Genomic DNA, 23,634 nt, shown 5'->3' with positions numbered 1-23,634 from the left:
TCGCCAACATGGCTCAGTTGAAAGAATTTTACAAAAGTGACGTAGTACCCACACTGACCAAACAGTTCGGGTATGACAATCCGATGCGTGTACCCCGTATCACTAAAGTGGTACTGAATATGGGTGTAGGTGAGGCCGTCGGCGACAAGAAGTTGCTGGATAACGCCGTCGCTGAATTGACCATGATCAGTGGTCAGAAGCCGGTTATCACCAAAGCGCGTAAATCCATTGCCGGATTCAAGATTCGTGCTGGCTGGCCAATTGGCGCCAAAGTCACACTGCGCGGCGAGCGTATGTACGAATTCCTGGATCGTCTGGTTGACATCGCGATTCCACGTATTCGTGACTTCCGTGGTCTGAACCCGAAGGCATTTGATGGTCGTGGCAATTACGCTATGGGTGTGACTGAACAGATCATCTTCCCGGAAATTGAATACGACAAAGTCGACAAGCTGCGTGGTCTGGATATTACCATCACCACTACTGCACAGAACGACGAAGAAGGACGCGCCCTGCTGACGGCGATGCGCTTCCCATTTAAAGCATTGACCGGCAAAGCTGCCGCCAAGGAGTCGTAAAGATGGCCAAGACCTCAATGGTTGCACGTGAAGAAAAACGTACGCGCACAGTTGCCAAGTTTGCTGCCAAGCGAGCTGCCCTGAAAGCAATCATCGCTGATGTGAATGCCAGCGAAGATGATAAGTGGCAGGCGCAGATCCAGCTGCAGAAGCAGCCACGCGATGCAAGCCCTGTTCGTCAACAGAAGCGTTGCCGTATCACCGGTCGTCCCCACGGTGTATATCGTAAATTTGGTATTTGTCGTCACAAGCTGCGTGAAGCAGCGATGCGTGGTGATGTGCCGGGACTGACCAAGGCAAGCTGGTAAGCGGAGAAATTTATTATGAGTATGTCAGATCCTATTGCAGATTTGCTGACACGCATTCGAAATGCACAAATGGCCCGCTTGTCCCAGGTGAGCGCGCCCGCGTCCAAGCTGAAAGTTGCCATTTGCAACGTTCTTCAGGATGAGGGTTATATCAGTGGTTACTCAGTCAGTGACGATGTCAGCGCCAAGCGCGAGCTGGTCATTGATCTGAAATACTATCAGGGCAAGCCGGTTATCGAAGAAATCAAACGAGTCAGCCGTCCTGGTCTGCGTCAGTACATGGGCAAAGAAGAACTGCCCCGCAACCGTCAGGGACTGGGCATTGTGATTGTGTCAACCAACAAAGGGTTGATGACAGACAAGCAAGCACGTGCTGCCGGCATCGGTGGTGAAGTTCTGTGTACGGTATTCTGATACACACGATTCTTACTAACAGTTTATAGAGCACGATTATGTCCAGAGTAGCAAAAAATCCGATTTCGCTGCCCAAAGGCGTGGAGACAACAATCGCTGGTTCAGCGGTCACTGTCAAAGGCAGCAAAGGCAGTCTTAATCTTGAACTGCATGACTATGTGCAGATCGAGAAAGACGGTGAAGTCCTGCGCGTGTCCGCGAAGAACCAGTCTCGCGAAGCAGTTGCGATGGCTGGTACATTCCGCGCACTCGTTAACAACATGGTTGTTGGCGTAAGTGAAGGATTTCAGCGCAAGCTGCAGTTGCAGGGCGTTGGTTATCGAGCCAAGGCACAGGGCAACACTGTCAATATTACAGTAGGGTATTCTCATCCAATCGATTATCAGCTGCCAGCTGGTGTCACAGCAGATACACCTTCTCAGACCGAAATCGTACTGAATTCGGCTGACAAGCAACTGCTTGGCCAGGTAGCCGCTGAGATCCGCAAGTTCCGTCCACCAGAGCCTTACAAGGGCAAGGGTATTCGCTACGCGGATGAGAATGTTTACAGAAAAGAAGCGAAGAAAAAGTAGGGCGTGACATTATGAACGATAAAAAAGTAGCTCGTATCCGTCGCGCACGACGTACCAGAGCAAAAATAGCGGAGCTCGGTGTAAACCGATTGTGCGTGTATCGTACTCCGCGCCATATCTATGCGCAGATCATTGCCCCTGAAGGCAATGTAGTGTTGGCTTCTGCCTCCACAGTTGAAAAAGACCTGCGTGGTAAGGCAACAGGAAACGTTGAAGCGGCCGGCAAAATCGGCGCACTGATTGCTGAACGTGCCAAACAGGCTGGCGTAAGCAAAGTGGCGTTCGATCGTTCCGGTTACAACTATCATGGTCGAATCAAAGCGTTGGCTGATGCGGCACGTGAAGGCGGCTTGGAATTTTAAGGGTTTAGAACTATGGCACTGAGAGACGAGGCGAAAAAGAACGAAGAAGGTTTGCAGGAGAAACTCATCCAGGTAAACCGTGTCGCCAAAGTAGTTAAAGGTGGTCGTATTTTCGCCTTTACTGCGTTGACCGCAGTAGGTGACGGTAACGGTCGAGTAGGCTTCGGTCGCGGCAAAGCACGTGAAGTGCCACTGGCGATCCAGAAGGCCATGGAAGCCGCACGTCGCAACATGATTTCCGTGTCGCTGGACGGTAATACACTGGAGTATCCGGTCAAGGCGCGTCATGGCGCGTCCAAGATCTACATGCAGCCAGCATCCGAAGGTACCGGTATCATCGCCGGTGGCGCGATGCGTGCGGTGCTGGAACTCGCTGGTATCCAGAACGTTCTGGCTAAATGTTACGGTTCAACCAATCCGGTCAACGTTGTTAACGCGACGTTCAAGGGATTGAAAGAGATGCGTGCGGCTGAGAGTGTTGCAGCCAAGCGTGGTAAGACACTTGAAGAGATCCTGGGTTAAGCGTTATGGCCAACAAAACAGTTAAAGTTACGCTGGTTCGCAGTCCGATCGGCACGATGGAGCGTCATCGTCAGTGCTTGAAAGGTCTGGGTCTGCGTCGTATGCACCAGACTGTGGAGCTGCAGGACACGCCTGCTGTCCGCGGCATTATCAACAAGATCAGCTACATGCTGCAAGTTGAGGGTTAACAGATGCATTTGAATACATTGAGCCCGGCAGAGGGCAGCACCCAGTCTCCGAAGCGCGTTGGACGCGGCATCGGAAGCGGCTGGGGCAAGACCTGTGGTACAGGTCACAAAGGTCAAAAGTCACGCAGCGGCGGTACTGTACGTCCAGGTTTCGAAGGCGGTCAAATGCCTTTGCAGCGTCGTCTGCCGAAGTTCGGTTTCAGCTCACGTATTGGTCGTCTGACCGGCGAAGTTCGTACCAGCGAACTGAATGCCCTGGAAGGCAACGTTGTAAGCATCGAAACACTGCGAGCTGCCAACCTGATCAACGGTGGCATCAAGCGAGTAAAGATCATGCTTTCTGGTGACGTGACCAAAGCTGTTACTGTAGAAGGTCTGCGTGTCACTAAAGGTGCGCGTCAGGCAATTGAAGCGGCTGGTGGCAAGGTGATCGATCCTGTTGTACCTGAGTACGCAGGAAAGAAAAAAACCAAAAAAGCTAGCGCTTAATTTTGAAACTACCGAAAGAGCTGATTGATTAAAGATGGCAAAGAAACCCAATATGTCAGGTGAAGGGATTGGAGCGGGACTAGGTGAGCTGAAGGCTCGTCTGCTGTTCCTGCTGTTTGCCATATTTGTCTATCGTGTCGGCACGCATATACCGGTTCCTGGTATCGATCCAGCGCAGCTGGCGAACATGTTCAGTCAGAACGAAGGTACCTTCCTCGGTCTGTTTAACATGTTCTCTGGTGGTGCGCTGGAGCGTATGAGTATTGTTGCCCTGGGCATCATGCCGTATATCTCCGCATCGATCATCATGCAGCTTCTGAGTGCGGTAAACCCTTACCTGGCACAGCTGAAGAAAGAGGGTGAGTCGGGTCGTCGCAAGATCACGCAATACACCCGTTATGGCGCTCTTGCGCTGGCGATTGTGCAGGGTACTGGCATGGCCGTTGGCCTGCTGGCACCGATGGCTTACAACCCGGGTCTGGGCTTCACCTTCACTGCCATTGTGTCGCTGGTGACAGGTGCGATGTTCATGATGTGGCTGGGTGAGCAGATTACCGAGCGTGGCGTAGGTAACGGCATCTCCATGCTGATCTTCGCCGGCATCGTGGCAGGTCTGCCCGCCGCAATAGGCAGCTCGCTGTCGCAGGCGTACGAAGGTCAGATCAGCGGTTTGCTGTTGTTTGTGGTGGCCATAATTGCGGTCATCGTGATTGCCGGTATTGTGTTTATCGAGCGCGGGCAGCGTCGCATCACGGTTAACTACGCCAAGCGTCAACAGGGCAACAAGCTGTATCAGGCGCAGTCGAGCCATCTGCCTCTTAAGGTGAATATGGCGGGCGTGATTCCGGCGATTTTCGCCAGCAGTATCCTGCTGTTTCCGGCTTCCATCGGACAATGGTTTGGACAGAGCGAAGGAGCCGAATGGCTGCAGGATCTCGCGCTGCTGATTGGTCCGGGTCAGCCTCTGTACGTAATTCTGTTCAGCGCGATGATCATCTTTTTCTGTTTCTTTTACACCGCGCTGGTGTTTAACCCGAAAGATGTAGCGGATAATCTGAAGCGTTCGGGCGCATTTATCCCGGGTATCCGTCCCGGTGAGCAGACAGCCAAGTACATTGATGCTGTTCTGACGCGACTGACCATGTTTGGTGCGATCTACATCACTATCGTGTGTCTGTTGCCGAATTTCTTTCAGATGATGGCGAACGTACCGTTTAACCTGGGCGGCACCGCGCTGTTGATTGTTGTGGTCGTAAGCATGGACTTTATGTCACAGGTACAGGCGCATCTGATGTCGCATCAGTATGATTCTCTTATGAAAAAGTCCAATTTGGGTAGTTTCGGTCGAGGCCGCTAGGCCGTCGGGAACTTGAATTTAGAGCGTCTCGGGCGATACCCGACGTTGAATGGAGAGTAGAAAGTGAAAGTCAGAACATCAGTCAAGAAAATCTGCCGTAAGTGCAAGGTGATCAAGCGCAACCGAGTCGTACGAGTTATCTGCGACGCAGAGCCTCGTCACAAGCAGCGCCAGGGTTAAGCACTGGTTGATTTTTAATTCGCCAGAGTATATCCTTTGCGCCCCTGAATTTAGGGGTCCAGGTTCTCTGGTAAACGCGTAAATTAAAAGATTGGAGTCAAGCTATGGCACGTATTGCCGGTGTCAACATACCAGATAACAAGCACCTGGTTATTTCCCTGAGTTATATCTTCGGGATTGGTGCCACGCGCGCTAAGTTGATTTGTGAACGCGTGGGCATCGCTCCTTCGACAAAAACCAGTGCACTGTCACCGGAAGAACTCGACAATGTGCGTGCCGAGGTTGGCAAGTTCACTGTAGAAGGTGACCTGCGTCGTGAAGTATCCATGAGCATCAAGCGATTGATGGACCTTGGCTGTTTCCGCGGTATTCGTCATCGCCGGTCACTGCCAGTACGTGGTCAGCGCACCAAGACTAACGCCCGTACACGTAAGGGTCCGCGTAAGCCGATTCGCAAATAATATTTAGAGACAATACGCTTTAATCTTATTCAGGAATTTTCTATGGCTAAGCCAGCAGCTAAAGCAGCGCCTAAAAAGAAGGCAAGAAAAGCCGTTATTGACGGTATTGCATTCATTCATGCGTCGTTCAACAACACCATCGTTACCATCACTGACCGCCAGGGCAACGCTCTGAGCTGGGCTACATCTGGTGGTTCTGGTTTCCGCGGTTCGCGTAAGAGTACGCCATTTGCCGCTCAGGTTGCTGCGGAGCGTGCGGGTAAGACTGCCATCGAGCTTTATGGTCTGAAAAACCTGGATGTTAAGGTCAATGGTCCTGGCCCTGGCCGTGAGTCGGCAGTGCGTGCCTTGAACGCCTGTGGCTTGAAAGTGGGTGTGATCACTGATGTGACACCGATTCCCCACAACGGTTGTCGACCCCCGAAAAAGCGTCGCGTCTAAAGGCGAGAGTCGTAGGATCAGTAATAGCTTATTCCGGCTAATAACCGAGATTTAGAAAACAGGAGTCAGTGTATGGCCCGCTATCTAGGCCCCAAATGTAAACTCGCACGACGCGAAGGAACCGATCTGTTCCTGAAGAGCGGCGTTCGCCCGCTCGACAGCAAGTGCAAGGCGGAAACGATTCCGGGTCAGCACGGTGCACGACGCGGCCGTCTGTCTGACTACGGCGTTCAGCTGCGTGAAAAGCAGAAAGTACGACGCATATACGGCGTACTTGAGCGCCAGTTCCGCACGTATTACAAGGAAGCAGCCCGTCGTAAGGGCGCAACAGGCGAAAACCTGCTGCAATTGCTTGAGTCGCGACTGGATAACGTTGTGTACCGAATGGGATTCGGAGCAACTCGCGCTGAGTCGCGCCAGTTGGTGTCTCACAAATCGATCACTGTTAACGGTAGCGTTGTTAATGTGCCGTCTTATCAGGTTAATCCCGGTGATGTCGTTGCTGTTCGTCAGAAATCCAAAGAACAGCTGCGGATCAAGTCAGCGCTGGAGCTTGCCAACCAGCGTACGCCGGTTGAGTGGATCACTGTCGATTCGGGCAAACTGGAAGGTCAGTTTACCCGCAAGCCAGACCGTGCTGATCTCTCAGCGGATATTAACGAAAACCTGATCGTCGAGCTTTACTCCAAGTAAACCTGCTTAAACAGGCGTTATTCGGAAGTAGAGTTAAACATTACCGGGCTAATTGTTAAGGGTGACCCCATGCAGATTTCGTTGTCGGATTTTCTTACACCACAGTTGATCAAGGTAGAAGAGTTTGACAAGTATCATTCCAAAGTGGTGCTTGAGCCTCTTGAGCGTGGTTTCGGCCATACTCTGGGGAACGCATTAAGAAGAATCCTGCTGTCTTCCATGCCTGGTTGTGCAGTGGAAGAAGTTGAAATCGATGGTGTTGTGCACGAGTACAGCAGTATCGAAGGCGTTCGTGAAGACGTTATTGAGATCCTGCTGAACCTGAAAGGTGTTGCAGTGATTCTGAACGGCCAGGACGAGGCCGTGCTCAACCTGAGCAAGAAAGGCCCTGGCGTTGTCACAGCTGCTGATATCGAGACCGACCACAATGTCGAGATCGTCAATCCGGAGCACGAGATTGCCAACCTGAATGGTTCAGGTGAGCTGAACATGCGACTGGTGGTACGTAAAGGCCGAGGTTATGTTCCTGCCGATTCTCGACGTCATGATGACGATGAGACTCGCGCTGTTGGTCGTCTGCAGTTGGACGCCACTTACAGTCCGGTGCTGAGCGTTGCCTACTCTGTTGAGAGCACTCGAGTAGAGCAGCGTACTGACCTGGACAAGCTGATTATCGATCTGCGTACGAACGGTACAATTGATCCAGAAGAAGCGATCCGTCGCGCAGCAACAATCCTGCAGCACCAGCTGGCTGTGTTTGTTGACCTGCAAAGCCAGGAAGCTGCTGCACCGGAAGAGCCCGAAGACGAGATTGACCCGATTCTGTTGCGTCCGGTCGATGACCTGGAGCTGACAGTTCGTTCTGCAAACTGTCTGAAAGCGGAAGATATTTATTATATTGGCGACCTGATTCAGCGCACAGAAGTTGAACTGCTGAAGACTCCAAATCTGGGTAAAAAGTCGCTTACAGAAATTAAAGACGTATTGGCTACTCGTGGACTTTCACTGGGCCTGCGTCTTGAAAACTGGCCGCCGGCTAGCCTGCGTACAGAAGACAAGTAATACCGTCATCGGATTAAAATACTATAGCGAGTCAGCCGTGAGGCTGCGGTTGAAATAGGAATTGTAGATATGCGTCATCGTCATAGTGGACGTCAGTTGAACAGAAACTCTGCGCACCGTAAGGCCATGTTCCGTAACATGACTGCCTCGCTGGTTGAGCACGAAATTATTAAGACCACTGTCGTCAAGGCAAAAGAGCTGCGTATGGTTGCGGAGCCTCTGATTACCTTGGCCAAGACGGATAGCGTTGCCAACCGTCGTCTGGCCTTCAGCCGTCTGCGTAGCAAGTCTGCCGTCGGTAAGCTGTTCACGGATCTCGGTCCGCGTTACCAGGGTCGTCCTGGTGGCTACATCCGTATCCTGAAATGTGGTATCCGCGCTGGTGATAAAGCACCTATGGCTTATGTAGAGCTGGTGGATCGTCCGGCAGGTGTAAGCGCTGAGGAAGGCGCTGAAGACTGAAGCAAGCTGTATTGATGCCGCGGATAATTTTCTGCGTTCAAATACAAAAAAGCCGGGACTGTGTCCCGGCTTTTTTGTTTGGGAGGAGCATATGACCAAGACATTCCATCCACCACACAGGGTTTTGATGGGGCCGGGTCCTTCTGATGTCAGTCCGCGTGTGCTGGAGGCTCTTGGCCGTCCAACGATTGGTCATCTTGATCCCGCCTTCATCGGATTGATGGATGATATCAAGCGGCTGCTGCAATATGCCTTTCAGACAGAAAATGAGCTTACTTTGCCCGTTTCAGCACCAGGTTCAGCTGGGATGGAAGCGGTTTTTGTAAATCTTGTGCAAGCAGGAGACAAAGTAATTGTCTGCCAAAATGGTGCTTTTGGCGGGCGAATGAAAGAAAACGTCGAGCGCTGCGGTGGCACTGCGGTAATGGTTAGCTCAGAGTGGGGGGCAGCTGTCGATCCCGGCAAAGTCGAGGAAGCCCTGTTGGCCAACCCGGATGCCGTAGCCGTGGCATTTGTTCATGCTGAAACGTCAACAGGTGTGCGCAGTGACGCAAAGTCACTGGCCGCGCTGGCGCATCAACATGACTGTCTTGCAATAGTCGACGCCGTTACCTCGCTGGGTGGTATCGAACTTAAAGTCGATGAGTGGGAGATCGACGCGATCTATTCCGGCACACAAAAGTGCCTGTCCTGTGTGCCAGGTATCTCTCCAGTCAGTTTTAGCCCCAGAGCAGTAGAGCGAATCAAGAGTCGACGCGAACGTGTGCAAAGCTGGTTCCTGGATATGAACCTGATAATGGATTATTGGGGGAGCGGGCAAAAGCGCAGCTATCATCATACGGCGCCAGTTAATGCCATGTATGCTCTCCATGAGGCTCTTAGCATTCTGGAGGAAGAAGGGCTTGAACAGTCCTGGGCCCGGCATGCGCTGCACCACCACACGCTGGTTGAAGGTCTGGAAGCGATGGGGCTGCAGATGGCTGTGGCAAAAGAGTCGCGACTGCCCCAGCTTAATGCTGTCAAGGTTCCTGAGGGAGTGGATGAGACAGCGATCAGAAATGCGCTACTGAGCGACTGGAACCTGGAAATTGGCGCAGGCCTGGGTCCGCTGGCGGGCCAAATCTGGCGTATTGGATTGATGGGGCACAGCGCGGACGCCACCCATGTGCGTTTGCTGATGGCCGCGCTGCAGGACGTGCTGCCTTAGAAAGCAGATACGGACCAGTTCAGTTGGGGTCTGACAATTCAGTCCCTGTGCCAGAACAGGCCAATAAATAACAGAGGCCAAAGTCCGACGTGGATGAATACGTCGGCAGTATTAAAGACGTAGTTCCAGAATGGGATTGCGCGGATATCAATAAAGTCGACAACACTTCCGTAGATTAGCCGATCAAGGATATTGCTGATTCCGCCTCCGGCGACAAAGCCGAAAAATATGAACTCGTATTGGCGAACCTGTTTTCCTTTCACCAGGTACCAGCAAAGAACTGATATCAGTGCGATACTGAAAAGCGCAAACAGCCAGCCTTTGCCCTGCGCCATTCCGAAAACACCGCCCAGATTGCGCACGTGAGTGACATTAAACACGCCATCGACTACGGCCACACTGCTGCCAATAGACAGTGAGCTGTTTACCAGCCAGCTGCTTAACTGGGACAGAGACAGGCAGGTGACTGCGATCGCCAAGAAAATAAGCAATGCCCGGGGACGAGTCGACGTCGCGTCGTTTATCAGTCGGTCCCGAAGGGATTGGGGTGAGGGTTTAGTGTGATTCAATTCGGTCTCGCGATTTTATGCCGTTGACGGTTGGCCAGAGTGTCCCGGTTGCCACCCTGCAGGCAGCAACCGGATCCAGCGGACAAGCCTACCGGAACTTCATTCAGAGTTCAGCAAAAAAAGCTCGCAGCCGCTCGGCATTTTTGCCGACGTCACTCAGACCAACGCGGGAAGTTGAACGAGCATCCAGTTCCGTCGTACCGTCCTCTGTCTCCTGAATCCGTATGACGACATCATCCTTGAAGCGGAACCAGAAGGTTGTATCAGTGGCCTCAATGCGCCCCTCATCAGGCACCTGGGACACCAGCTCCCAGCCCAATGCGTCGACTGCCGCCAAGGCGCGTTCAAACACAACATCGACAGGCTCTGAGAATGTCTGAGTGCTCACATCTGGATAGGCTTCAAGTTGCAGTTCTGCATGCTGCTCAGGTGTGTAGTTGGGGTTGCCGGTGCCATAGACTGTCGGGTTGCTGTTGCTGCCTCTTAGTGGCAGCACATCAACAAACTGCGGCGGATTGGCCACATCCGTGCTGATGTCATGGATCGGAGGAATCGTGCGACCCGCGCCCGGAAGATAGGACTGGGGAACGTACCAGGCGATTGCCGCAACTACTGTCGCAGCCAGGCAAATGGCAGTGTTTCGGCCGGCATTGCTGTCACTCTGCCAACGCCCCAGTACAAAGACGATGACGGTCGCCAGCGCGCAGCCTATCGTTATCCAGGCCACCAGTGGCTGGGCTGAACGCAAAATGGAGAAACCCTGGCGGAAGTCCCAGGCCTGCAGCCAGACACCGACAGGTGCAGCCAGGGCGGTCAATCCCAGACCGATACCTGCAATGCCCGCTAATACCGTCAAGATTAACGGTAATCCGGCTTTTGTCTTGATTTCAGTGCTCATTTTGAATCTCCACGGAAGGGTGTTCGTAAGGTTTGTCGCAATAGAGAGTGATACGACGACTGCCGTCGCGCTGGATTTGTATCGTACTGCGTGCACAGTTATGCATGGCAGGAGGTTGCCACAGATCAGCAAGGTCGCGGCCTTCGATTGCACACAGCAGCGATTTTATCCAGACGCCGTGGCTGACGATCGCGATATGTCCTGCATCAGTTTCTGCCAGTATTTTTTCCAGTCTGCTCAGCGCTCGATGCTGGATGTCGGCAAAGGTCTCCGCACCGCTCAGCAAAAACGCGTCAGGTTGATTCCAGAATGCATGATAGCGCTGCGGATCGTTTTTCTGGATGTCTGCATACAGTTGTCCTTCCCAGGGACCCATATTGATTTCCCTGAGCAGGTCGCAATATTCCATTGGCACGTCTCGCTCGCTGAACGCGATCTCGGCCGTTTCGCGGGCGCGCTGACTGCTGCTGACAAAAACAGCCTGCACTGGAATGTCGCGTAATGCCTGTCGCAGTTGTCTGGCCTGCTCACGGCCAGTGTCAGTCAGAACAGATTCCTGCTGTCCCTGTGCGCGCCGCTCGCGATTCCAGTTTGTTTCGCCATGCCGAATAAGATGCAAGGTTCTCATGACTGGCTCCGGGTTCTGCGCACGGCGTCCAGCCAGCGGGCGTACTGAGCATCGCGCCACTCTTTCGGCTGGGTAGGCTCGAACTGACGCTCCAGCTGCCACAGCACTGAAATGTCTTCGAGTGAGCCATACAGGCCAGCCTGCAGACCTGCTACAAAGGCGGCGCCAAGGGCGGTTGTCTCCGTGATCTGTGGTCGGTCGACAGGGCCGCCCAATAAATCGGCAAGTCGTTGCATCGCAAAATTGTTGGCTGCCATACCGCCGTCTACGCGCAGCATGGTTGGACGCTGACCATCTGACTCCATGGCCTTTTGCAGGTCCTTGGTCTGATAGGCCACCGACATCAGTGCGGCAGCAACGATCTCTGGGATACCTGCATCACGTGTCAAACCGAAAATCGCACCACGCGCATCGGCATCCCACCAGGGCGCTCCCAGGCCAGTGAATGCTGGCACCAGCATGACAGACAATCCAGGGTCAGCCTGATTGGCCAGGGCCTCAGTTTCTGCGGCTGACTTGAACAGGCCAAGTTTATCGCGCAGCCACTGCATGGTGGCACCTGCCATGAAGATGCTGCCTTCCAGTGCGTAAACAGGCTTGTCGTCAAGCCGGTAGGCCACGGTAGCAAGCAGGTTGTGGCGAGATTCCAGAATTTGTTCGCCGGAATTCATCAGCAGAAAACAGCCAGTGCCATATGTACTCTTTGCCATACCAGGTTGAAAACAGGCCTGCCCGAACGCTGCAGCCTGCTGGTCTCCAATCATGCCGCAGATTGGCACGGGCGCGCCCAGCAGCTCAGACGAGGTTTGCCCAAAGTCGGCAGCGCAATCCTTAACCTGAGGTAGCAATGAGGCTGGGATATCAAACAGATCCAGTAATTCTTCATCCCATTGCTGCGTCTGGATATTGAACAGCATGGTGCGAGAGGCGTTCGTGGCGTCGGTGCTGTGTTCCTTGCCGCCAGTCAGGCGCCACAACAGGAAAGTGTCGATTGTGCCAAAAGCGAGATGCCCTGCCTTTGCCGCGTCGCGTGCGCCGGTCACGTTTTCAAGCAGCCAGTGGATCTTGCTGGCCGAGAAATAGGAGTCGATAAGAAGGCCGGTTTTTTTCTGGACGAGATCGGGACGTCCCTCACGCTCAAGGCGTGATCGAAGCTTCTCACAGAAGGCTGCAGTGCGACGATCCTGCCAGACGATGGCTTTATGGATGGGTTTGCCGCTGCGACGATCCCAGATCAGCGTGGTCTCGCGTTGGTTGGTGATACCGATACCGGCCAATTTTGACGGCTGGATTCCACTGGCAGTGAGAGCCTCACGACAGCTCTGGACAGTTGTTGTCCAGATATCTTCGGCTTCATGCTCGACCCATCCGTCATTGGGGTAGTGTTGTGGGTAATCGTGCTGACCAACTGCGACGCGCTCGCCATTCCGCGTGAAAATGATGGCCCGACTGCTTGTCGTTCCCTGATCAATAGCCAACAGATAGTCACTCATAGGTGTTTTCCGTTTCCATCGCACCGGCCTCCTTTTTCGCTTATTGTTGCGTGCTACTATAACATACGTTCGATACGTAATCGGTGTACAGGGGGACAAAGTGCCGGATCAATCAGGCGTTATACAAACTGACTTGCTGGTAGTCGGAGCAGGTGTCAATGGAGCCGGCATAGCCGCGGATGCAGCAGGCAGAGGTCTGTCAGTGGTCCTCTGTGACCAGGCAGACATTGGCGGTGCGACTTCTTCGTCCAGTACCAAGCTCATCCATGGTGGTCTGCGGTATCTCGAAACCTGGCAGTTCAAGCTGGTCCACGAGTCGCTCGAAGAGCGCGAGGTGCTGCTGCGTGCCGCCCCTCACATCATCTGGCCGATGCGGTTTCGGCTGCCTCATCACAAGCAGTTGCGCCCGGCCTGGATGATTCGCATCGGCCTGTTCCTGTACGATCACCTGGCTCGCCGTGTCACTTTACCCGGATCCCGCAGCATTTCCTTCAGTGGCGACGGACCACTGCGCTCCGATTACCGGCGTGGCTTCGAATATTCAGACTGCTGGGTGGATGATTCACGCCTGGTCATTCTTAATGCCCTGCAGGCTGCCAGCAATGGGGCCCAGGTCCTGCCGCGCCATCGATGTGTCAACCTGACAGCGCAGCAGAAAGGAAAACAAGGTCGCTGGCTGGCTGAACTTCTGAATGAGCGCAGTGGTGAGGTCACAAAAGTGAGTGCTCGCTGTGTGGTTAATGCAGCAGGGCCATGGGTAACACGTGTCCTCACACAATCAGGCACCGACAACCGGGCGGTGAGACTGGTGAAAGGATCGCATATTGTGGTACCAAGAATGCATCCTGGCGAGGAGGCATTCCTGTTGCAGAATGCTGATGGCCGGGTAGTGTTTGTCATTCCCTACGAAGATGACTACACCTTGATAGGCACGACCGAGGAGGATTACGCCGGCGATCCAGCAGATGCCAAAATCTCGTCGCAGGAAATCGAATATCTGTGTGACGTGGTTAACCAGTACTTCAAGCGGAATATATCACCAGCCGATGTTGTTCATACCTACGCGGGTGTCCGGCCGCTGGTAGAAGAGGAAAGCGATAAGGCAGCCGGAAAATCCGCCAGTAAAGTCTCCCGTGATTACTCGTTTCAGCTCGACAGGCGCGAGGCACCACTGTTAACGGTGTACGGGGGCAAGATCACAACCTACCGGCATCTGGCTGAGTCGGCACTTCGCCAGCTTCGTGAGATATTTCCCGACATGGGGGAGCCCTGGACCAGGACCGCCAATCTGCCGGGAGGTGATTTTACTGACCAGGCTTCATTGCTGAGCGTTTTGCAACAGGAGCACCCGGCTTTACCAGCGCAACAGATTGCCGCCTGGGTGAAACGCTACGGCACATCAACTCGAAAGTTACTTGATGGTGTGAATGGAGTAGCTGATCTTGGCCGGCAGTTTGGCCCGGGTCTTTATGCTCGCGAAGTGGACTACCTGATCGCTAAAGAATGGGCGATGACGGCCGACGACATACTCTGGCGACGAACAAAGCTGGGTATCCGTTTTACGCAGGAACAGGTTCTTGATTTAGAAGGTTACATGGCACGTGATACCTGATAAACGGCGTCTGCTCTGGTGATCTGATCTGCACACAGCTGGTGCGAATGCCTGATTCAAGTGTCCGCGTTGGTGCAGACTGGCTTGCACCCGGGAGTGACAAAAGCTCTACAGGGGACAGCAGGAAGCGTGTTCGCTCCAGCCGGGAACCCGCGCAGATTGCTGTCAGTCTCAGCAAGCCCTCGTATTGTCGGCAAATTTTGCGTCGTATGTCATAAAGTGAGCGCGATGACACGCGAATGGCACTTAAATTGCTTCAGTCAATACTGTGTGATCGTGGCATCAGAAGCAGATATCAACAAGCAGTAGTCCACGGAAGGAGTTGCTAATCATGAAGTTTTTGTCGAACTCTCGGCTTCGCGGCAATATTGAACAGTCAATTGACGAACTGGCAAGGAATCTGGATCTCGGCGCTGGCGCCGGGGCACAACACGACGCTGCGTTGACTGCACTGAAACAGACTTTGCACAGCCGAATCAAACACTGCATTGAGGCTGCCGTGACCATCGCCTGTCAGGCGCCTGAAATGTCCGCCATTGCCAGTGACACTACGCGCACGGGACAGCAACTGGCGCAGTCGTCGGAAGCCATCGCCAGCAGCAGTGAGCAGGTTACCACTGCTATTGAAGCTGAACTGCTGCCAGCGACGCAGGATGTTGCCAAATTGTCGGCCGAAGTGGCGGATGCCATACGTACTTGTGAAGCTGACAGTAGCCGCACCCGGTCGAGCATCACTCGCATCAACGCCACTGAAGAGCATCTCGGCAGTGTCATCGCGAGCCTGCAGCTGCAATTGCAGGAAGTCGTCAAGGTAATCTCGTCCATCTCCGATATCTCCAGACAGACCAATCTACTGGCCCTGAATGCTGCCATTGAAGCCGCTCGGGCCGGCGAGCACGGGCGTGGATTTGCTGTCGTTGCGGAAGAGGTCAGGGCTCTGGCCAACAACACAACAGATGCCACCAGCCAGGTTTCAATGATTATCGAGAATTTTACCGAGCAGGTGGCGGGTCTGGGCGTCGCGGGCAAGGAGATGCGTGAAGCAGTGACAGCAGGTTCGGATAGTGTGGAGCACATTGGCCAGGAGCTCTGCAAAGTCCGTGAAGCCATGGATAACCTTGATCAGCGATTTCATGGCATAGTATCCAGCACCGAGCAGATGAGTCAGGCCATGCAGGCGGTCAACCGTGACGTGCACACAGTCTCAAGTGTAGCGGCGGATATGAAGACCAAGGCGGCGCGCGTGAATGAGCTCGGGCATGCAATTCATGTCCAGAGCGACTCGCTGCTGGAAGGTCTGGGTGGTTTCCGGTTGCAGATTCACAGGCTTGCCGGTGAGGTTATTGCGGAGCTGGCTGCGGCACCCGAGCTTGTCAGTCACGATCGTGGAAGCATGGAGTCCCGACTGGCTACAGCGCTCAACCAGCACCAACAGTTCGAACTCATGTACCTGGTTGGTGCCGATGGAATTCAGGTTTCCGAGAATATTTTTGCCGCTGATCTGTCGGCGACAGCGGACAGGGCATCGGCGCGGGGTAAAGACTGGCGTTCACGGGAATGGTTCAAGCGGGTCGTTGACACCGGAAAGACCTATATATCCGAGGTGTACCGTTCGTCGGCCACCGACGAGTTCTGTTTTACGGTATCGGTTCCGGTGTTTCAGAATGGCAAGCTGGTGAGAGTGCTGGGTGCAGACGCCCGGCTATCGGCATTGCTGTAGCGCCTCAGTTCGGGCGCGAAGCTTATTCCTCTGCCTGTGGGAGCCAGGTGTCCCTGATCCACTCCCACAGGTTTTGCCACTCTTTGTTGCCTTCCGGATCCTTGCCCAGCTTTTCGCCATTCCAGTAAAGGATTACACCGTCTTCCCTGATGCAGTAGCAACCCGATCCAGCCTGGCAAACCGGCAGCAGGTGGCGCGGCATACCTTCATTCCACATGATCGCCGCGACTTCAGGCAGATAGGTATGTGAGCGCGGATCGGTTACTGTTACCGGCTCAAAGGATCCGAGCACAACGTCGCTGGCCTCCAATAAGTAAACCCGCAGGTCGTCGGGTAATGACAGCAGCAGCTCTTCCTCAATCTCGACAAGCAGATCGTCATCAGGCAACTCCAGCGCAACTGGTACGTCCTCACTCATTTCATGCAATAGATCGATGATGTCTTCCATGGTGTTTACCTGATTAGATACCTGGGGGGCGATTACAGAGAGTCGGCCGGTTTGCGGGCACGCAGCAGGAACTGGCTGGTTCCACGATTGAGCATGGGATCAAAAATTGATCGACGCGGGTTGTCTCCTTCAGTGAGCAGCAGCTCGCTCTCCGCCTCGATGATAAAGCCCGCATCAGTTATTACCTGCTCTGCATCAGACTGCACCATGCGGTGCAGTCGGCGGTTGTCATTGCCAGGTGCACCATGATGATCAATGATGCCGATAATGCCGCCTGGTCGAAGCAAACGATGCAGCTCGACCAGCAGGCTGTAAGCGCTTGCGGGGCTGCGGTTAAAGTAATCGTGCAGAATCTGCGATACCAGCACAAAATCTACAGAAGCCTCTGGCAGTCCCGAGTCCTGGATGCCGCGATCGATCCGCTCGACATTCTGCAACTGGCCGTCCCGTATCTTGTTGGCGAGCGCGTCGCCCTGACTTATGTCAGTGCGATCTTCGTCATAACGAAGCGCCCTCGGCGAGTTCTGCGCGTACACGATTCCATCCGGGCCGACCGCTTTTGAGAGTATATAAGTGTAATAACCGCCTGCGGCATACACATCAAGCACCGTCATGCCTGGTTCCAGACCCAGAAACTGCAGTACCTCCACAGGTTGTCGGGCTGAATCACGCATTCGATCGCTGATGTCGCGATCACTGCCACTGATCTGTGCCTTGAGCGCCTCGCCGTCCAGGCTTTGCGCGAACGCCCCGGTCATCAGACCAGCGAGAAGGCATACCGCGGTAAGCATGTGTGCCAGGTGCTGTGTCGACTTGTTCAGCATGGTTGTTCCTCTTGCGTGGTCGATTGACCCTAAAGTTTCCTATAATGTCGAAATTACCTAAATCAACAATTGAACCGCGAAGGATGCTTGATGACTAATTTGCCCGCGCTTGTCAGAGAAACCCGCCCGGATGGACACGCCGATGCGGCGGTTATATGGCTGCATGGCCTGGGTGCCGATGGCAGCGACTTTGTCCCCATTGTACCCGAGTTGCGACTTCCGTCTGACATGGCGGTACGCTTTATTTTTCCGCATGCACCATCGATCCCGGTATCCATAAACCAGGGGTATGTCATGCCGGCATGGTATGACATTCTGGAAATGGATGTCAGCCGGCGGGTGGATGAAACTCAGCTGCGCGCATCGGCTGCAGCCGTGCATGAACTGGTTGAAGCCCAGATGGCGGCTGGCATCGATAGTCGACGCATTATCCTTGCTGGATTCTCGCAGGGCGGAGCGGTTGTGCTGGAGGCGGGCCTTAGCTGTCCACATCCGTTGGCAGGTATCATGTCGCTGTCCAGTTACTTCCCGACGGCCGACACCGTGACAGTCAATCAGGCGAATCGAGAGCTGCCAATCAGAGTTTTTCATGGCACGGCCGATCCGGTCGTGCGAGAGGCGTTGGGACAGCAGGCAGTCGCTGCGCTGCAGGCCAAAGGCTACAAGCCAGAATACAGCAGCTACCCAATGCAGCATACCGTTTGTCTGGAGGAAATCAGGGATATCTCAAGCTGGCTTCAGTCGACGCTGAATACCAGGTCCGCCTGATGGTCGACTAGTATCCTATGCCTCTTGCCACCAGCCAGCCCAGAACCGGGGTCACGATAGCTACTGCCACGGCGGCTTTTTGTAGTCGTGTGATGGCGCCGGGGGTGTCCTCGATGTGTTTGTCCGGTGTCAGTGTGTGCCGCTGACGCCAGAAGAATGCGGCAGGCCAGACTGTCAACAGAATGAGCAAAGCAACCAGGGACAGTTTGGCGTGAAACAGTGGGTTGTTACTATAGAATTCTGCCGGTTTTCCAACCATCAGCCACAAGGTCAGTCCTGCAGTGATTGCTGTCAGCAAGGCGATTAATGTCCATTGATAGACTTTTACTATCCCTTTCAGGTCGTCGTGGCTGACAGCTTCACGGGGCGCCATGGCAACTATTAGCAAGCCGATTGCCCAGCCGAGTAGCGCGATGATATGCAGGAAATCAATTGCCGCCGTGATCATGTCAGTTCATACCGTCAATTTTGCTGCCGGGCGACCAGCTGCGCATTAAGCAGTTCCTGCAGTTTTCCACTCTGAGCTGCCTGCCTGGTCTCTGTATAGCCACCGATGTTATGTGAGGCTCCCACAAAAACCTGCGGCAGTGTCCGGCTGCTGGTCATTTCCAGCAGTTCACGCCGCATTTGTTGATGGCGGTCTGGGTTGGCGTACTCTCCGGTATCCAGCTCCACAGTGGTGTATGCAATTTTCAGATGATCCAGCAACTGTCTAACTGCGTGGCAATAGCTGCACCAGGACAGCGTGAACACTGTCACTGGCGTTTTGCTGACACCCAGCAGGGCATTGATATCTGAGGTTTGTGGGGATAGATCGGTCTCACTCATTGCTTTTCCCGCGGCAAATAAACGCTATTGTGTCATAACTGAGTATGGTAATCTTTAGCGCCGTTAAATTACGGCAAGATAAATCAGGTGTTCATACATGGCAGACGACACTAAATTCCGGGCCTCGGACAAGGTGGTCGATATGACGGTAAACCCTGCCGACGATCCTGCGTTCGCAACCCTGGGTTTGCGTGAGCGCAAAAAGATAATCCGCTTGCAGCGGATCGTCGCGGCGGCCCGTATCCTTTTTGTCGAGAAAGGCTTCACCAATACCACGATTCAGGATATTGCGGCGGAAGCCGATGTCGGCCTGGGTACACTCTATCTGTATGCCAAGAGCAAGGAAGATCTGTTGGTGATGGTCTTTAAAGACGACATCATCAGCATGATTGAGCAATCCTATGCGGAAATTGAGCCAGATGCGCCATTAATTGACCAGTTGATGGTTTTCTTTGATGGGCATATCCGCTACCACAGTCAGGATGAGGTGCTGTCCCGCACTGTGCTCAAGGAGCTGTCGTTTTCTGCGACAGAGCAACGCCGCGAAGATATCGATCAGATCATGAACCGCACCTACGCCAAGCTGATGAAACTTATAGAAAAAGCCAAGCGAGACGGGCGTTTGTCGAAGAATCTGTATACCGGTACCGCCGCCTGGAGCGCTTTCGCCCTCTACTATCACCTGTTGCAGGGTTATCTGTGCGGATTCCACTCAGAAACCGAGTTCCGTAAAAGCCTGCGCAACGCGCTTCACGCGCTGCTAAACTGAACTATCCGACCTGTCTATGGCTGTGGTCGCCAGGTGTGCTGTACGCCGGCAATCCAGCGCCTCAGAAAATGACTTTCGTCATTTGACTTTGTACCGCACGGTGGTACGATCAGAATCCTGAATAGACTCAGAATTATAGTTTAATCGCCTGATTTTCAATGTCTTAGTAACGCTGCGAATAAGCGGTATCAGTTAATCCGATAATGGTCGCCGCCCGAATGGACTAGCGGCTCAAGCGGGTCTTTTAAACTAAGGTTTGAATCGCATCAATTTTTGGCTCAGCCAGAGTGGTTTTGGCTAGCTGGTTTTAGTCGGAGGGGTAACATGATCAGTTGGATTCGAAAGAGCAGCAGGATGGCAGCTGGTGGCGCCATCACTGCCCTGGCACTGGGTTTTAGCGCAAGCTTCAGCCATGCTGCCGATGAGCGGGTTGGGGATTTTGCCCTTCTCGATCACGAGGGTTATTACCACCACATGGCGTGGTATGACAACAACAAGGCCATCGCGTTTCTGGTGCAGGGTAATGGCGCCGAAGAAACCCGTGCGGCACTTGGCCAGTTCTCCGCCCTGAAAGCGGAATACGCTGACAAGGGTATTCAGTTCATGATGATCAACCCGTTGGGTGAGGCTCGTGACGAAGTGGCAGCAGATGTTGCCGCGCTGAATACCGAAATACCTGTGCTGATCGATGATGTTCAGGCTGTTTCCGAGTCCATGGGTATTGAGCGTTTTGGCGAAGCTGTCATATACGACCCCAAATCGTTCTCGGTTGTTTACCGTGGTGATGCTGGTCAGCCATTCGCTGATGCACTGGCCCAGGTTGCAGCCGGCAATGCCGTCAGCACCGCATACGTGGCAGCCAGCGGCGCGGAAGTTGAATATGTGGAGCGTGATCCAAGCTCAGTGTCCTACGAGAAAGACGTAGCGCCGATCATTGCTGAAAACTGTGCAAGCTGTCACCGCGAAGGTGGTGTAGCACCGTTCGCTCTTAATAGTCATGCGATGGTGCAGGGCTGGAGCCCGATGATCCGCGAAGTACTGATGACCAAGCGTATGCCGCCGGGTCAGATGGACCCGCATGTGGGTAACTTCCGTAACAGCTACGTTGTGCCTTTCGAAGATCAGCGCAAGGTGCTGGACTGGATTGCGGCAGGTTCGCAGAAAGATGGCTCCACAGATCCGCTGGCCATGATTGAGTGGCCACCAACCGAGTGGGCATTCGGCGAGCCGGACTACGTAATCGAGATTCCGGAGCAGCAGATTCCCGCAACCGGTGTCCTGGATTACCGCTATGAATTCATCCCGATCAATCTGCCGGAAGGCAAAGATCGCTACGTGAAGGCCAGCCAGTATATGCCTGGTGACCGCACTGTGCTGCACCACACGCTGAACGCACTGTTCAAGCCGGGTGTGCGCCCTAGCGGAAACGGCTTTGTAAGCACGCCTGATCCGAATCAGGCTTACATCACGCCCTACATCCCTGGTGCTGCGCCGTACGTGGAAGAGCCCAATACCGGTGGTCTGTTGATGGACGGCTCTACCATCGCTATTCAGCTTCATTACACAACAACCGGCCGTGAGTCAGTAGATGCCAGCCGCATTGGTGTCTGGTTCTACGATGAAGATGAGATTCCGGAAGAGCGTATGACAGGCGAGTGTGCGTGTATCTTTACACCTACATGGACCAACATTCCTCCGTACGATCCCAATTTCGAGCAGCAGACCGAAATCGTGATCCCGGACGATGCGTATCTGCACAGCTTCCTGCCGCACATGCACTTCCGTGGCAAGTACATGCGCTTCGAAGCACACTACCCGGATGGTTCTACTGAGCTGCTGGCCAACATCGCCAATTACGACTATAACTGGCAGATGGAATACAAACTGGCTGAGCAAAAGCGTGTTCCCGCAGGTACTCGTATTGTAGTTACCGGTGCATTTGACAACTCAACCCAGAACAAAGCCAACCCTGATCCTGCACGTGAAGTGCCATGGGGTGACCAGAGCTGGGATGAGATGTTCTTCGGTCAGGTCTACTACAAGTTCGTAGACCAGAGCCGCTACCAGGCTCAGGCCGAATCAGACGACGCTAACCTGGTCAGCAGCACAAACTAAGCTGAGCAAGTTGCAGTAAGAGGGCGACCGACTGGTCGCCCTTTTTTTTGCCGGAACCGAGGTGGATTGCCAGGAATTCTGCTCAGTCTGCTTTGCAGTCTCCAGCCAGCGGCGCTGGGCTGTACAGCACTTGCCGGGATCGATTAACATCGAAGCAGCTCAACACAGCAGTAACAGACCCATGCCGTGATCCGATTCCAATCTGGAAATGTGAATGAACATATTGTCAGCAAGCCGTCCTGTCCTGATCACTGCTATGGTTGCACTGGTCCTGTCTTCCTGCGGGGGTGGCCCCAGGTGGCAGGCACCTTCCGCTGATGAGCTTCTCATCCCGGAGATTTCGGCAGACGGCACAAAGTTCTTTGTGTTTCAGCGTAACTATCATCGACCACAGCCCGCCACCGTCCAGACACCCGTTGATCCGTCGCGGCGACAACAGCTTCCAATCGGTGAATATGATGTCACAGAGCGTATTGATAACGTCCTTCTCCAGACTGAGTACTGCCGCACCGGCTTCTTTGAGCTGTATCGTGAGCAGGGTCTGCAGCATTTCGAAGTGCGAGGTGAGTGTCGAGAGGCGGCAACCGAGGAAGATCGGCAACGCTACGACGGGCCTTTACCAGTAGACTCACTGGCACCACCGCCACAGTAGGACTGAAAGGAGATTCTCAGGTGTATTCTCTACGACAAACACTGCTCCTGGTGATGTGCCTGAGCTGCTTCTCTGCAACCTTTGCCCAGTCCCCGCCCTCTGCACCACTACCAGATGGACTGCAGACGATCAGCTTTGACAGTCCTGCCGTTGGCCGCCGGATGAAGTTCGATATCGTTTTGCCGCCTGACTACGAACAAAGCGACAGACGCTACCCTGTGCTGTATCTGCTGCATGGGTACATGCAGAACTATACTGTGTGGGGACGAAACCTTGGGGCTGCGTTCTACGCCCGCAATATCGGTGAGCTGATAGTGGTGATGCCGGATGCCGGCAATAGCTGGTATATCAATTATGCGGAAAGTGCAGGCGGGCAGCGCAATCACTGGGAAGATCATGTTATCGAGGACGTTATAGGCTACGTCGATGCGAATTTCCGGACTCATGCCCGACGCGAAGGTCGGGCGATTGCTGGTTTGTCGATGGGCGGCTATGGTGCGCTGATGCTGGCGCTGCGTCACCCGGACATATTTGTGTCAGTGGCCAGCACCAGTGGTGCGTTGACTCATGCCAGACAGCGCGCAGACGCAATCGCACAGCAAAGACCAGCGCCACAATCGCGTACCGCAGCCGATTCGCCCGAGTTGGCGCGGGCAGACGCCGTCATATCCCAGATTATTGATATCCCCGGATTCAGCACGCAGGAAGAGCGCAATCCGCTAGGTGTGGACTTCGCCACCGTGGAGCAGGCGCAGGCCTACGACCCGTTTCAGATCATCTATAATGTGCCAAAGAGTCAGCTGCCACATTTTTATTTCGATGCCGGACTCAGTGATGGCCTGATCAATGACGCACGCGAATTCATGCAGGTACTGCTGCTGAACGACGTCCCATTCACCTACATGCAGACAACGGGCCGTCACAACTCCGAATACTGGCGGCGCTCAGTTGGGCAATTCATGCCGGTACAGAACGAAATCATGCAGCGTGCGCTGGGCAACCGTCCCTGAGTTT

31 protein-coding genes are annotated in these 23,634 nt (G+C 54.0%); 23 read left to right on the top strand and 8 right to left on the bottom strand.

What is annotated here, in order from left to right; genetic code table 11:
* Nucleotides 1–8: 8 nt before the first annotated feature.
* The 16 genes from rplE (at nt 9) to QGM61_RS12780 (ending at nt 9,296) form a co-directional block, all read left to right on the top strand.
* The gene (gene rplE, locus QGM61_RS12855; RefSeq protein ID WP_237134958.1) at nt 9–578 is read left to right on the top strand and encodes a 50S ribosomal protein L5; all 570 of its coding nucleotides are present in this window, start codon (nt 9–11) and stop codon (nt 576–578) included.
* Between the two features lie 2 nt (nt 579–580).
* Nucleotides 581–886 (top strand): 30S ribosomal protein S14, encoded by a 306-nt coding sequence (rpsN, locus tag QGM61_RS12850; RefSeq protein WP_237134957.1) that lies wholly within the window; start codon nt 581–583, stop codon nt 884–886.
* A 15-nt stretch (nt 887–901) separates the two neighbouring features.
* The gene (gene rpsH / locus QGM61_RS12845) at nt 902–1,300 is read left to right on the top strand and encodes a 30S ribosomal protein S8 (protein ID WP_237134956.1); all 399 of its coding nucleotides are present in this window, start codon (nt 902–904) and stop codon (nt 1,298–1,300) included.
* 38 nt (nt 1,301–1,338) lie between these two features.
* Entirely contained in the window at nt 1,339–1,872 is a 534-nt protein-coding gene (rplF, locus tag QGM61_RS12840; RefSeq protein WP_237134955.1) for a 50S ribosomal protein L6, read from the top strand.
* A gap of 11 nt (nt 1,873–1,883) precedes the next feature.
* Nucleotides 1,884–2,234: a 50S ribosomal protein L18 gene (gene rplR / locus QGM61_RS12835; RefSeq protein ID WP_237134954.1), complete on the top strand. Its 351-nt coding sequence runs from the start codon at nt 1,884–1,886 to the stop codon at nt 2,232–2,234.
* Nucleotides 2,235–2,246: 12 nt separating this feature from the next.
* The gene (rpsE, locus tag QGM61_RS12830; RefSeq protein WP_058022499.1) at nt 2,247–2,756 is read left to right on the top strand and encodes a 30S ribosomal protein S5; all 510 of its coding nucleotides are present in this window, start codon (nt 2,247–2,249) and stop codon (nt 2,754–2,756) included.
* A gap of 5 nt (nt 2,757–2,761) precedes the next feature.
* The gene (gene rpmD / locus QGM61_RS12825; protein ID WP_237134953.1) at nt 2,762–2,944 is read left to right on the top strand and encodes a 50S ribosomal protein L30; all 183 of its coding nucleotides are present in this window, start codon (nt 2,762–2,764) and stop codon (nt 2,942–2,944) included.
* Nucleotides 2,945–2,947: 3 nt separating this feature from the next.
* Nucleotides 2,948–3,433, top strand: a complete 486-nt coding sequence (gene rplO / locus QGM61_RS12820; RefSeq protein WP_237134952.1) for a 50S ribosomal protein L15 — start codon at nt 2,948–2,950, stop codon at nt 3,431–3,433.
* A gap of 34 nt (nt 3,434–3,467) precedes the next feature.
* A complete protein-coding gene (secY, locus tag QGM61_RS12815) occupies nt 3,468–4,790 on the top strand; it encodes a preprotein translocase subunit SecY (protein WP_237134951.1) in 1,323 nt (440 codons plus the stop codon).
* 63 nt (nt 4,791–4,853) lie between these two features.
* Nucleotides 4,854–4,970 (top strand): 50S ribosomal protein L36, encoded by a 117-nt coding sequence (rpmJ, locus tag QGM61_RS12810; RefSeq protein ID WP_082628126.1) that lies wholly within the window; start codon nt 4,854–4,856, stop codon nt 4,968–4,970.
* Between the two features lie 104 nt (nt 4,971–5,074).
* Nucleotides 5,075–5,431: a 30S ribosomal protein S13 gene (gene rpsM / locus QGM61_RS12805; RefSeq protein WP_237134950.1), complete on the top strand. Its 357-nt coding sequence runs from the start codon at nt 5,075–5,077 to the stop codon at nt 5,429–5,431.
* Nucleotides 5,432–5,473: 42 nt separating this feature from the next.
* The gene (rpsK, locus tag QGM61_RS12800; RefSeq protein WP_237134949.1) at nt 5,474–5,872 is read left to right on the top strand and encodes a 30S ribosomal protein S11; all 399 of its coding nucleotides are present in this window, start codon (nt 5,474–5,476) and stop codon (nt 5,870–5,872) included.
* A gap of 72 nt (nt 5,873–5,944) precedes the next feature.
* On the top strand, nt 5,945–6,565 hold the full coding sequence (gene rpsD / locus QGM61_RS12795; protein ID WP_281133208.1) for a 30S ribosomal protein S4: 621 nt from the start codon (nt 5,945–5,947) through the stop codon (nt 6,563–6,565).
* Nucleotides 6,566–6,634: 69 nt separating this feature from the next.
* On the top strand, nt 6,635–7,627 hold the full coding sequence (locus QGM61_RS12790) for a DNA-directed RNA polymerase subunit alpha (RefSeq protein ID WP_237134947.1): 993 nt from the start codon (nt 6,635–6,637) through the stop codon (nt 7,625–7,627).
* Nucleotides 7,628–7,696: 69 nt separating this feature from the next.
* Entirely contained in the window at nt 7,697–8,089 is a 393-nt protein-coding gene (gene rplQ, locus QGM61_RS12785) for a 50S ribosomal protein L17 (RefSeq protein ID WP_281133207.1), read from the top strand.
* Nucleotides 8,090–8,180: 91 nt separating this feature from the next.
* A complete protein-coding gene (locus QGM61_RS12780) occupies nt 8,181–9,296 on the top strand; it encodes a pyridoxal-phosphate-dependent aminotransferase family protein (RefSeq protein ID WP_281133206.1) in 1,116 nt (371 codons plus the stop codon).
* Between the two features lie 38 nt (nt 9,297–9,334).
* Here the strand turns inward: QGM61_RS12780 and lspA are convergent, their stop codons facing one another.
* The 4 genes from lspA to glpK all read right to left on the bottom strand — a co-directional run bounded on the left by lspA (nt 9,335) and on the right by glpK (nt 12,884).
* Complete coding sequence (gene lspA / locus QGM61_RS12775) at nt 9,335–9,787, bottom strand: signal peptidase II (protein WP_272907376.1); 453 nt, start codon at nt 9,785–9,787, stop codon at nt 9,335–9,337.
* Between the two features lie 181 nt (nt 9,788–9,968).
* Nucleotides 9,969–10,763: a DUF1499 domain-containing protein gene (locus QGM61_RS12770; protein ID WP_281133205.1), complete on the bottom strand. Its 795-nt coding sequence runs from the start codon at nt 10,761–10,763 to the stop codon at nt 9,969–9,971.
* Nucleotides 10,753–11,391 carry a histidine phosphatase family protein gene (locus QGM61_RS12765; RefSeq protein ID WP_281133204.1) on the bottom strand — a complete coding sequence of 213 codons (639 nt, stop codon included), beginning with the start codon at nt 11,389–11,391 and terminating at the stop codon, nt 10,753–10,755. The genes QGM61_RS12770 and QGM61_RS12765 overlap by 11 nt, the downstream gene beginning before the upstream one ends.
* Nucleotides 11,388–12,884: a glycerol kinase GlpK gene (glpK, locus tag QGM61_RS12760; RefSeq protein ID WP_281133203.1), complete on the bottom strand. Its 1,497-nt coding sequence runs from the start codon at nt 12,882–12,884 to the stop codon at nt 11,388–11,390. Before glpK ends, QGM61_RS12765 begins: the two co-directional genes overlap by 4 nt.
* A 100-nt stretch (nt 12,885–12,984) precedes the next feature.
* On the opposite strand from glpK, the gene glpD reads away from it, so the two are divergent.
* Both glpD and QGM61_RS12750 read left to right on the top strand, forming a co-directional pair.
* Nucleotides 12,985–14,496 (top strand): glycerol-3-phosphate dehydrogenase, encoded by a 1,512-nt coding sequence (glpD, locus tag QGM61_RS12755; RefSeq protein ID WP_281133202.1) that lies wholly within the window; start codon nt 12,985–12,987, stop codon nt 14,494–14,496.
* A gap of 331 nt (nt 14,497–14,827) precedes the next feature.
* On the top strand, nt 14,828–16,216 hold the full coding sequence (locus tag QGM61_RS12750) for a methyl-accepting chemotaxis protein (RefSeq protein WP_281133201.1): 1,389 nt from the start codon (nt 14,828–14,830) through the stop codon (nt 16,214–16,216).
* A gap of 22 nt (nt 16,217–16,238) precedes the next feature.
* Here QGM61_RS12750 and QGM61_RS12745 read toward each other — a convergent pair whose 3' ends face one another.
* Both QGM61_RS12745 and QGM61_RS12740 read right to left on the bottom strand, forming a co-directional pair.
* Nucleotides 16,239–16,664 carry an SMI1/KNR4 family protein gene (locus QGM61_RS12745; protein WP_281133200.1) on the bottom strand — a complete coding sequence of 142 codons (426 nt, stop codon included), beginning with the start codon at nt 16,662–16,664 and terminating at the stop codon, nt 16,239–16,241.
* Between the two features lie 32 nt (nt 16,665–16,696).
* On the bottom strand, nt 16,697–17,488 hold the full coding sequence (locus QGM61_RS12740) for a class I SAM-dependent methyltransferase (RefSeq protein WP_281133199.1): 792 nt from the start codon (nt 17,486–17,488) through the stop codon (nt 16,697–16,699).
* A 90-nt stretch (nt 17,489–17,578) separates the two neighbouring features.
* On the opposite strand from QGM61_RS12740, the gene QGM61_RS12735 reads away from it, so the two are divergent.
* Nucleotides 17,579–18,256 carry an alpha/beta hydrolase gene (locus QGM61_RS12735; RefSeq protein ID WP_281133198.1) on the top strand — a complete coding sequence of 226 codons (678 nt, stop codon included), beginning with the start codon at nt 17,579–17,581 and terminating at the stop codon, nt 18,254–18,256.
* A 7-nt stretch (nt 18,257–18,263) separates the two neighbouring features.
* Here the strand turns inward: QGM61_RS12735 and QGM61_RS12730 are convergent, their stop codons facing one another.
* Nucleotides 18,264–18,704 (bottom strand): DUF2214 family protein, encoded by a 441-nt coding sequence (locus QGM61_RS12730; protein WP_281133197.1) that lies wholly within the window; start codon nt 18,702–18,704, stop codon nt 18,264–18,266.
* Between the two features lie 14 nt (nt 18,705–18,718).
* A complete protein-coding gene (locus QGM61_RS12725) occupies nt 18,719–19,084 on the bottom strand; it encodes a glutaredoxin (RefSeq protein WP_281133196.1) in 366 nt (121 codons plus the stop codon).
* Between the two features lie 97 nt (nt 19,085–19,181).
* Here QGM61_RS12725 and QGM61_RS12720 point away from each other — a divergent pair, with 97 nt between their 5' ends.
* The 4 genes from QGM61_RS12720 to QGM61_RS12705 all read left to right on the top strand — a co-directional run bounded on the left by QGM61_RS12720 (nt 19,182) and on the right by QGM61_RS12705 (nt 23,630).
* Nucleotides 19,182–19,853, top strand: a complete 672-nt coding sequence (locus QGM61_RS12720) for a TetR/AcrR family transcriptional regulator (protein ID WP_281133195.1) — start codon at nt 19,182–19,184, stop codon at nt 19,851–19,853.
* A 324-nt stretch (nt 19,854–20,177) separates the two neighbouring features.
* Nucleotides 20,178–21,968 (top strand): hypothetical protein, encoded by a 1,791-nt coding sequence (locus tag QGM61_RS12715; protein WP_237134932.1) that lies wholly within the window; start codon nt 20,178–20,180, stop codon nt 21,966–21,968.
* A gap of 214 nt (nt 21,969–22,182) precedes the next feature.
* Complete coding sequence (locus tag QGM61_RS12710) at nt 22,183–22,620, top strand: hypothetical protein (RefSeq protein WP_281133194.1); 438 nt, start codon at nt 22,183–22,185, stop codon at nt 22,618–22,620.
* Between the two features lie 20 nt (nt 22,621–22,640).
* Complete coding sequence (locus tag QGM61_RS12705; protein WP_281133193.1) at nt 22,641–23,630, top strand: alpha/beta hydrolase; 990 nt, start codon at nt 22,641–22,643, stop codon at nt 23,628–23,630.
* The last annotated feature ends 4 nt before the right edge of the window (nt 23,631–23,634 follow it).

It is taken from the genome of Pseudohongiella sp. SYSU M77423 (genome assembly GCF_029911965.1).
Classification (GTDB): domain Bacteria; phylum Pseudomonadota; class Gammaproteobacteria; order Pseudomonadales; family Pseudohongiellaceae; genus Pseudohongiella.
Note: the sequence above shows the minus strand (reverse complement) of the source record. Positions and strands in the feature narration are given on the sequence as shown.

Bases quoted from the DNA above. Each gene is read 5' to 3' on its own strand.
- rplE (WP_237134958.1), top strand. From the start codon at position 9: ATGGCTCAGTTGAAAGAATTTTACAAAAGTGACGTAGTACCCACACTG.
- rpsN (WP_237134957.1), top strand. From the start codon at position 581: ATGGCCAAGACCTCAATGGTTGCACGTGAAGAAAAACGTACGCGCACA.
- rpsH (WP_237134956.1), top strand. From the start codon at position 902: ATGAGTATGTCAGATCCTATTGCAGATTTGCTGACACGCATTCGAAAT.
- rplF (WP_237134955.1), top strand. From the start codon at position 1,339: ATGTCCAGAGTAGCAAAAAATCCGATTTCGCTGCCCAAAGGCGTGGAG.
- rplR (WP_237134954.1), top strand. From the start codon at position 1,884: ATGAACGATAAAAAAGTAGCTCGTATCCGTCGCGCACGACGTACCAGA.
- rpsE (WP_058022499.1), top strand. From the start codon at position 2,247: ATGGCACTGAGAGACGAGGCGAAAAAGAACGAAGAAGGTTTGCAGGAG.
- rpmD (WP_237134953.1), top strand. From the start codon at position 2,762: ATGGCCAACAAAACAGTTAAAGTTACGCTGGTTCGCAGTCCGATCGGC.
- rplO (WP_237134952.1), top strand. From the start codon at position 2,948: ATGCATTTGAATACATTGAGCCCGGCAGAGGGCAGCACCCAGTCTCCG.
- secY (WP_237134951.1), top strand. From the start codon at position 3,468: ATGGCAAAGAAACCCAATATGTCAGGTGAAGGGATTGGAGCGGGACTA.
- rpsM (WP_237134950.1), top strand. From the start codon at position 5,075: ATGGCACGTATTGCCGGTGTCAACATACCAGATAACAAGCACCTGGTT.
- rpsK (WP_237134949.1), top strand. From the start codon at position 5,474: ATGGCTAAGCCAGCAGCTAAAGCAGCGCCTAAAAAGAAGGCAAGAAAA.
- rpsD (WP_281133208.1), top strand. From the start codon at position 5,945: ATGGCCCGCTATCTAGGCCCCAAATGTAAACTCGCACGACGCGAAGGA.
- QGM61_RS12790 (WP_237134947.1), top strand. From the start codon at position 6,635: ATGCAGATTTCGTTGTCGGATTTTCTTACACCACAGTTGATCAAGGTA.
- rplQ (WP_281133207.1), top strand. From the start codon at position 7,697: ATGCGTCATCGTCATAGTGGACGTCAGTTGAACAGAAACTCTGCGCAC.
- QGM61_RS12780 (WP_281133206.1), top strand. From the start codon at position 8,181: ATGACCAAGACATTCCATCCACCACACAGGGTTTTGATGGGGCCGGGT.
- QGM61_RS12770 (WP_281133205.1), bottom strand. From the start codon at position 10,763: ATGAGCACTGAAATCAAGACAAAAGCCGGATTACCGTTAATCTTGACG.
- QGM61_RS12765 (WP_281133204.1), bottom strand. From the start codon at position 11,391: ATGAGAACCTTGCATCTTATTCGGCATGGCGAAACAAACTGGAATCGC.
- glpK (WP_281133203.1), bottom strand. From the start codon at position 12,884: ATGAGTGACTATCTGTTGGCTATTGATCAGGGAACGACAAGCAGTCGG.
- QGM61_RS12750 (WP_281133201.1), top strand. From the start codon at position 14,828: ATGAAGTTTTTGTCGAACTCTCGGCTTCGCGGCAATATTGAACAGTCA.
- QGM61_RS12745 (WP_281133200.1), bottom strand. From the start codon at position 16,664: ATGGAAGACATCATCGATCTATTGCATGAAATGAGTGAGGACGTACCA.
- QGM61_RS12740 (WP_281133199.1), bottom strand. From the start codon at position 17,488: ATGCTGAACAAGTCGACACAGCACCTGGCACACATGCTTACCGCGGTA.
- QGM61_RS12735 (WP_281133198.1), top strand. From the start codon at position 17,579: ATGACTAATTTGCCCGCGCTTGTCAGAGAAACCCGCCCGGATGGACAC.
- QGM61_RS12730 (WP_281133197.1), bottom strand. From the start codon at position 18,704: ATGATCACGGCGGCAATTGATTTCCTGCATATCATCGCGCTACTCGGC.
- QGM61_RS12725 (WP_281133196.1), bottom strand. From the start codon at position 19,084: ATGAGTGAGACCGATCTATCCCCACAAACCTCAGATATCAATGCCCTG.
- QGM61_RS12720 (WP_281133195.1), top strand. From the start codon at position 19,182: ATGGCAGACGACACTAAATTCCGGGCCTCGGACAAGGTGGTCGATATG.
- QGM61_RS12715 (WP_237134932.1), top strand. From the start codon at position 20,178: ATGATCAGTTGGATTCGAAAGAGCAGCAGGATGGCAGCTGGTGGCGCC.
- QGM61_RS12710 (WP_281133194.1), top strand. From the start codon at position 22,183: ATGAACATATTGTCAGCAAGCCGTCCTGTCCTGATCACTGCTATGGTT.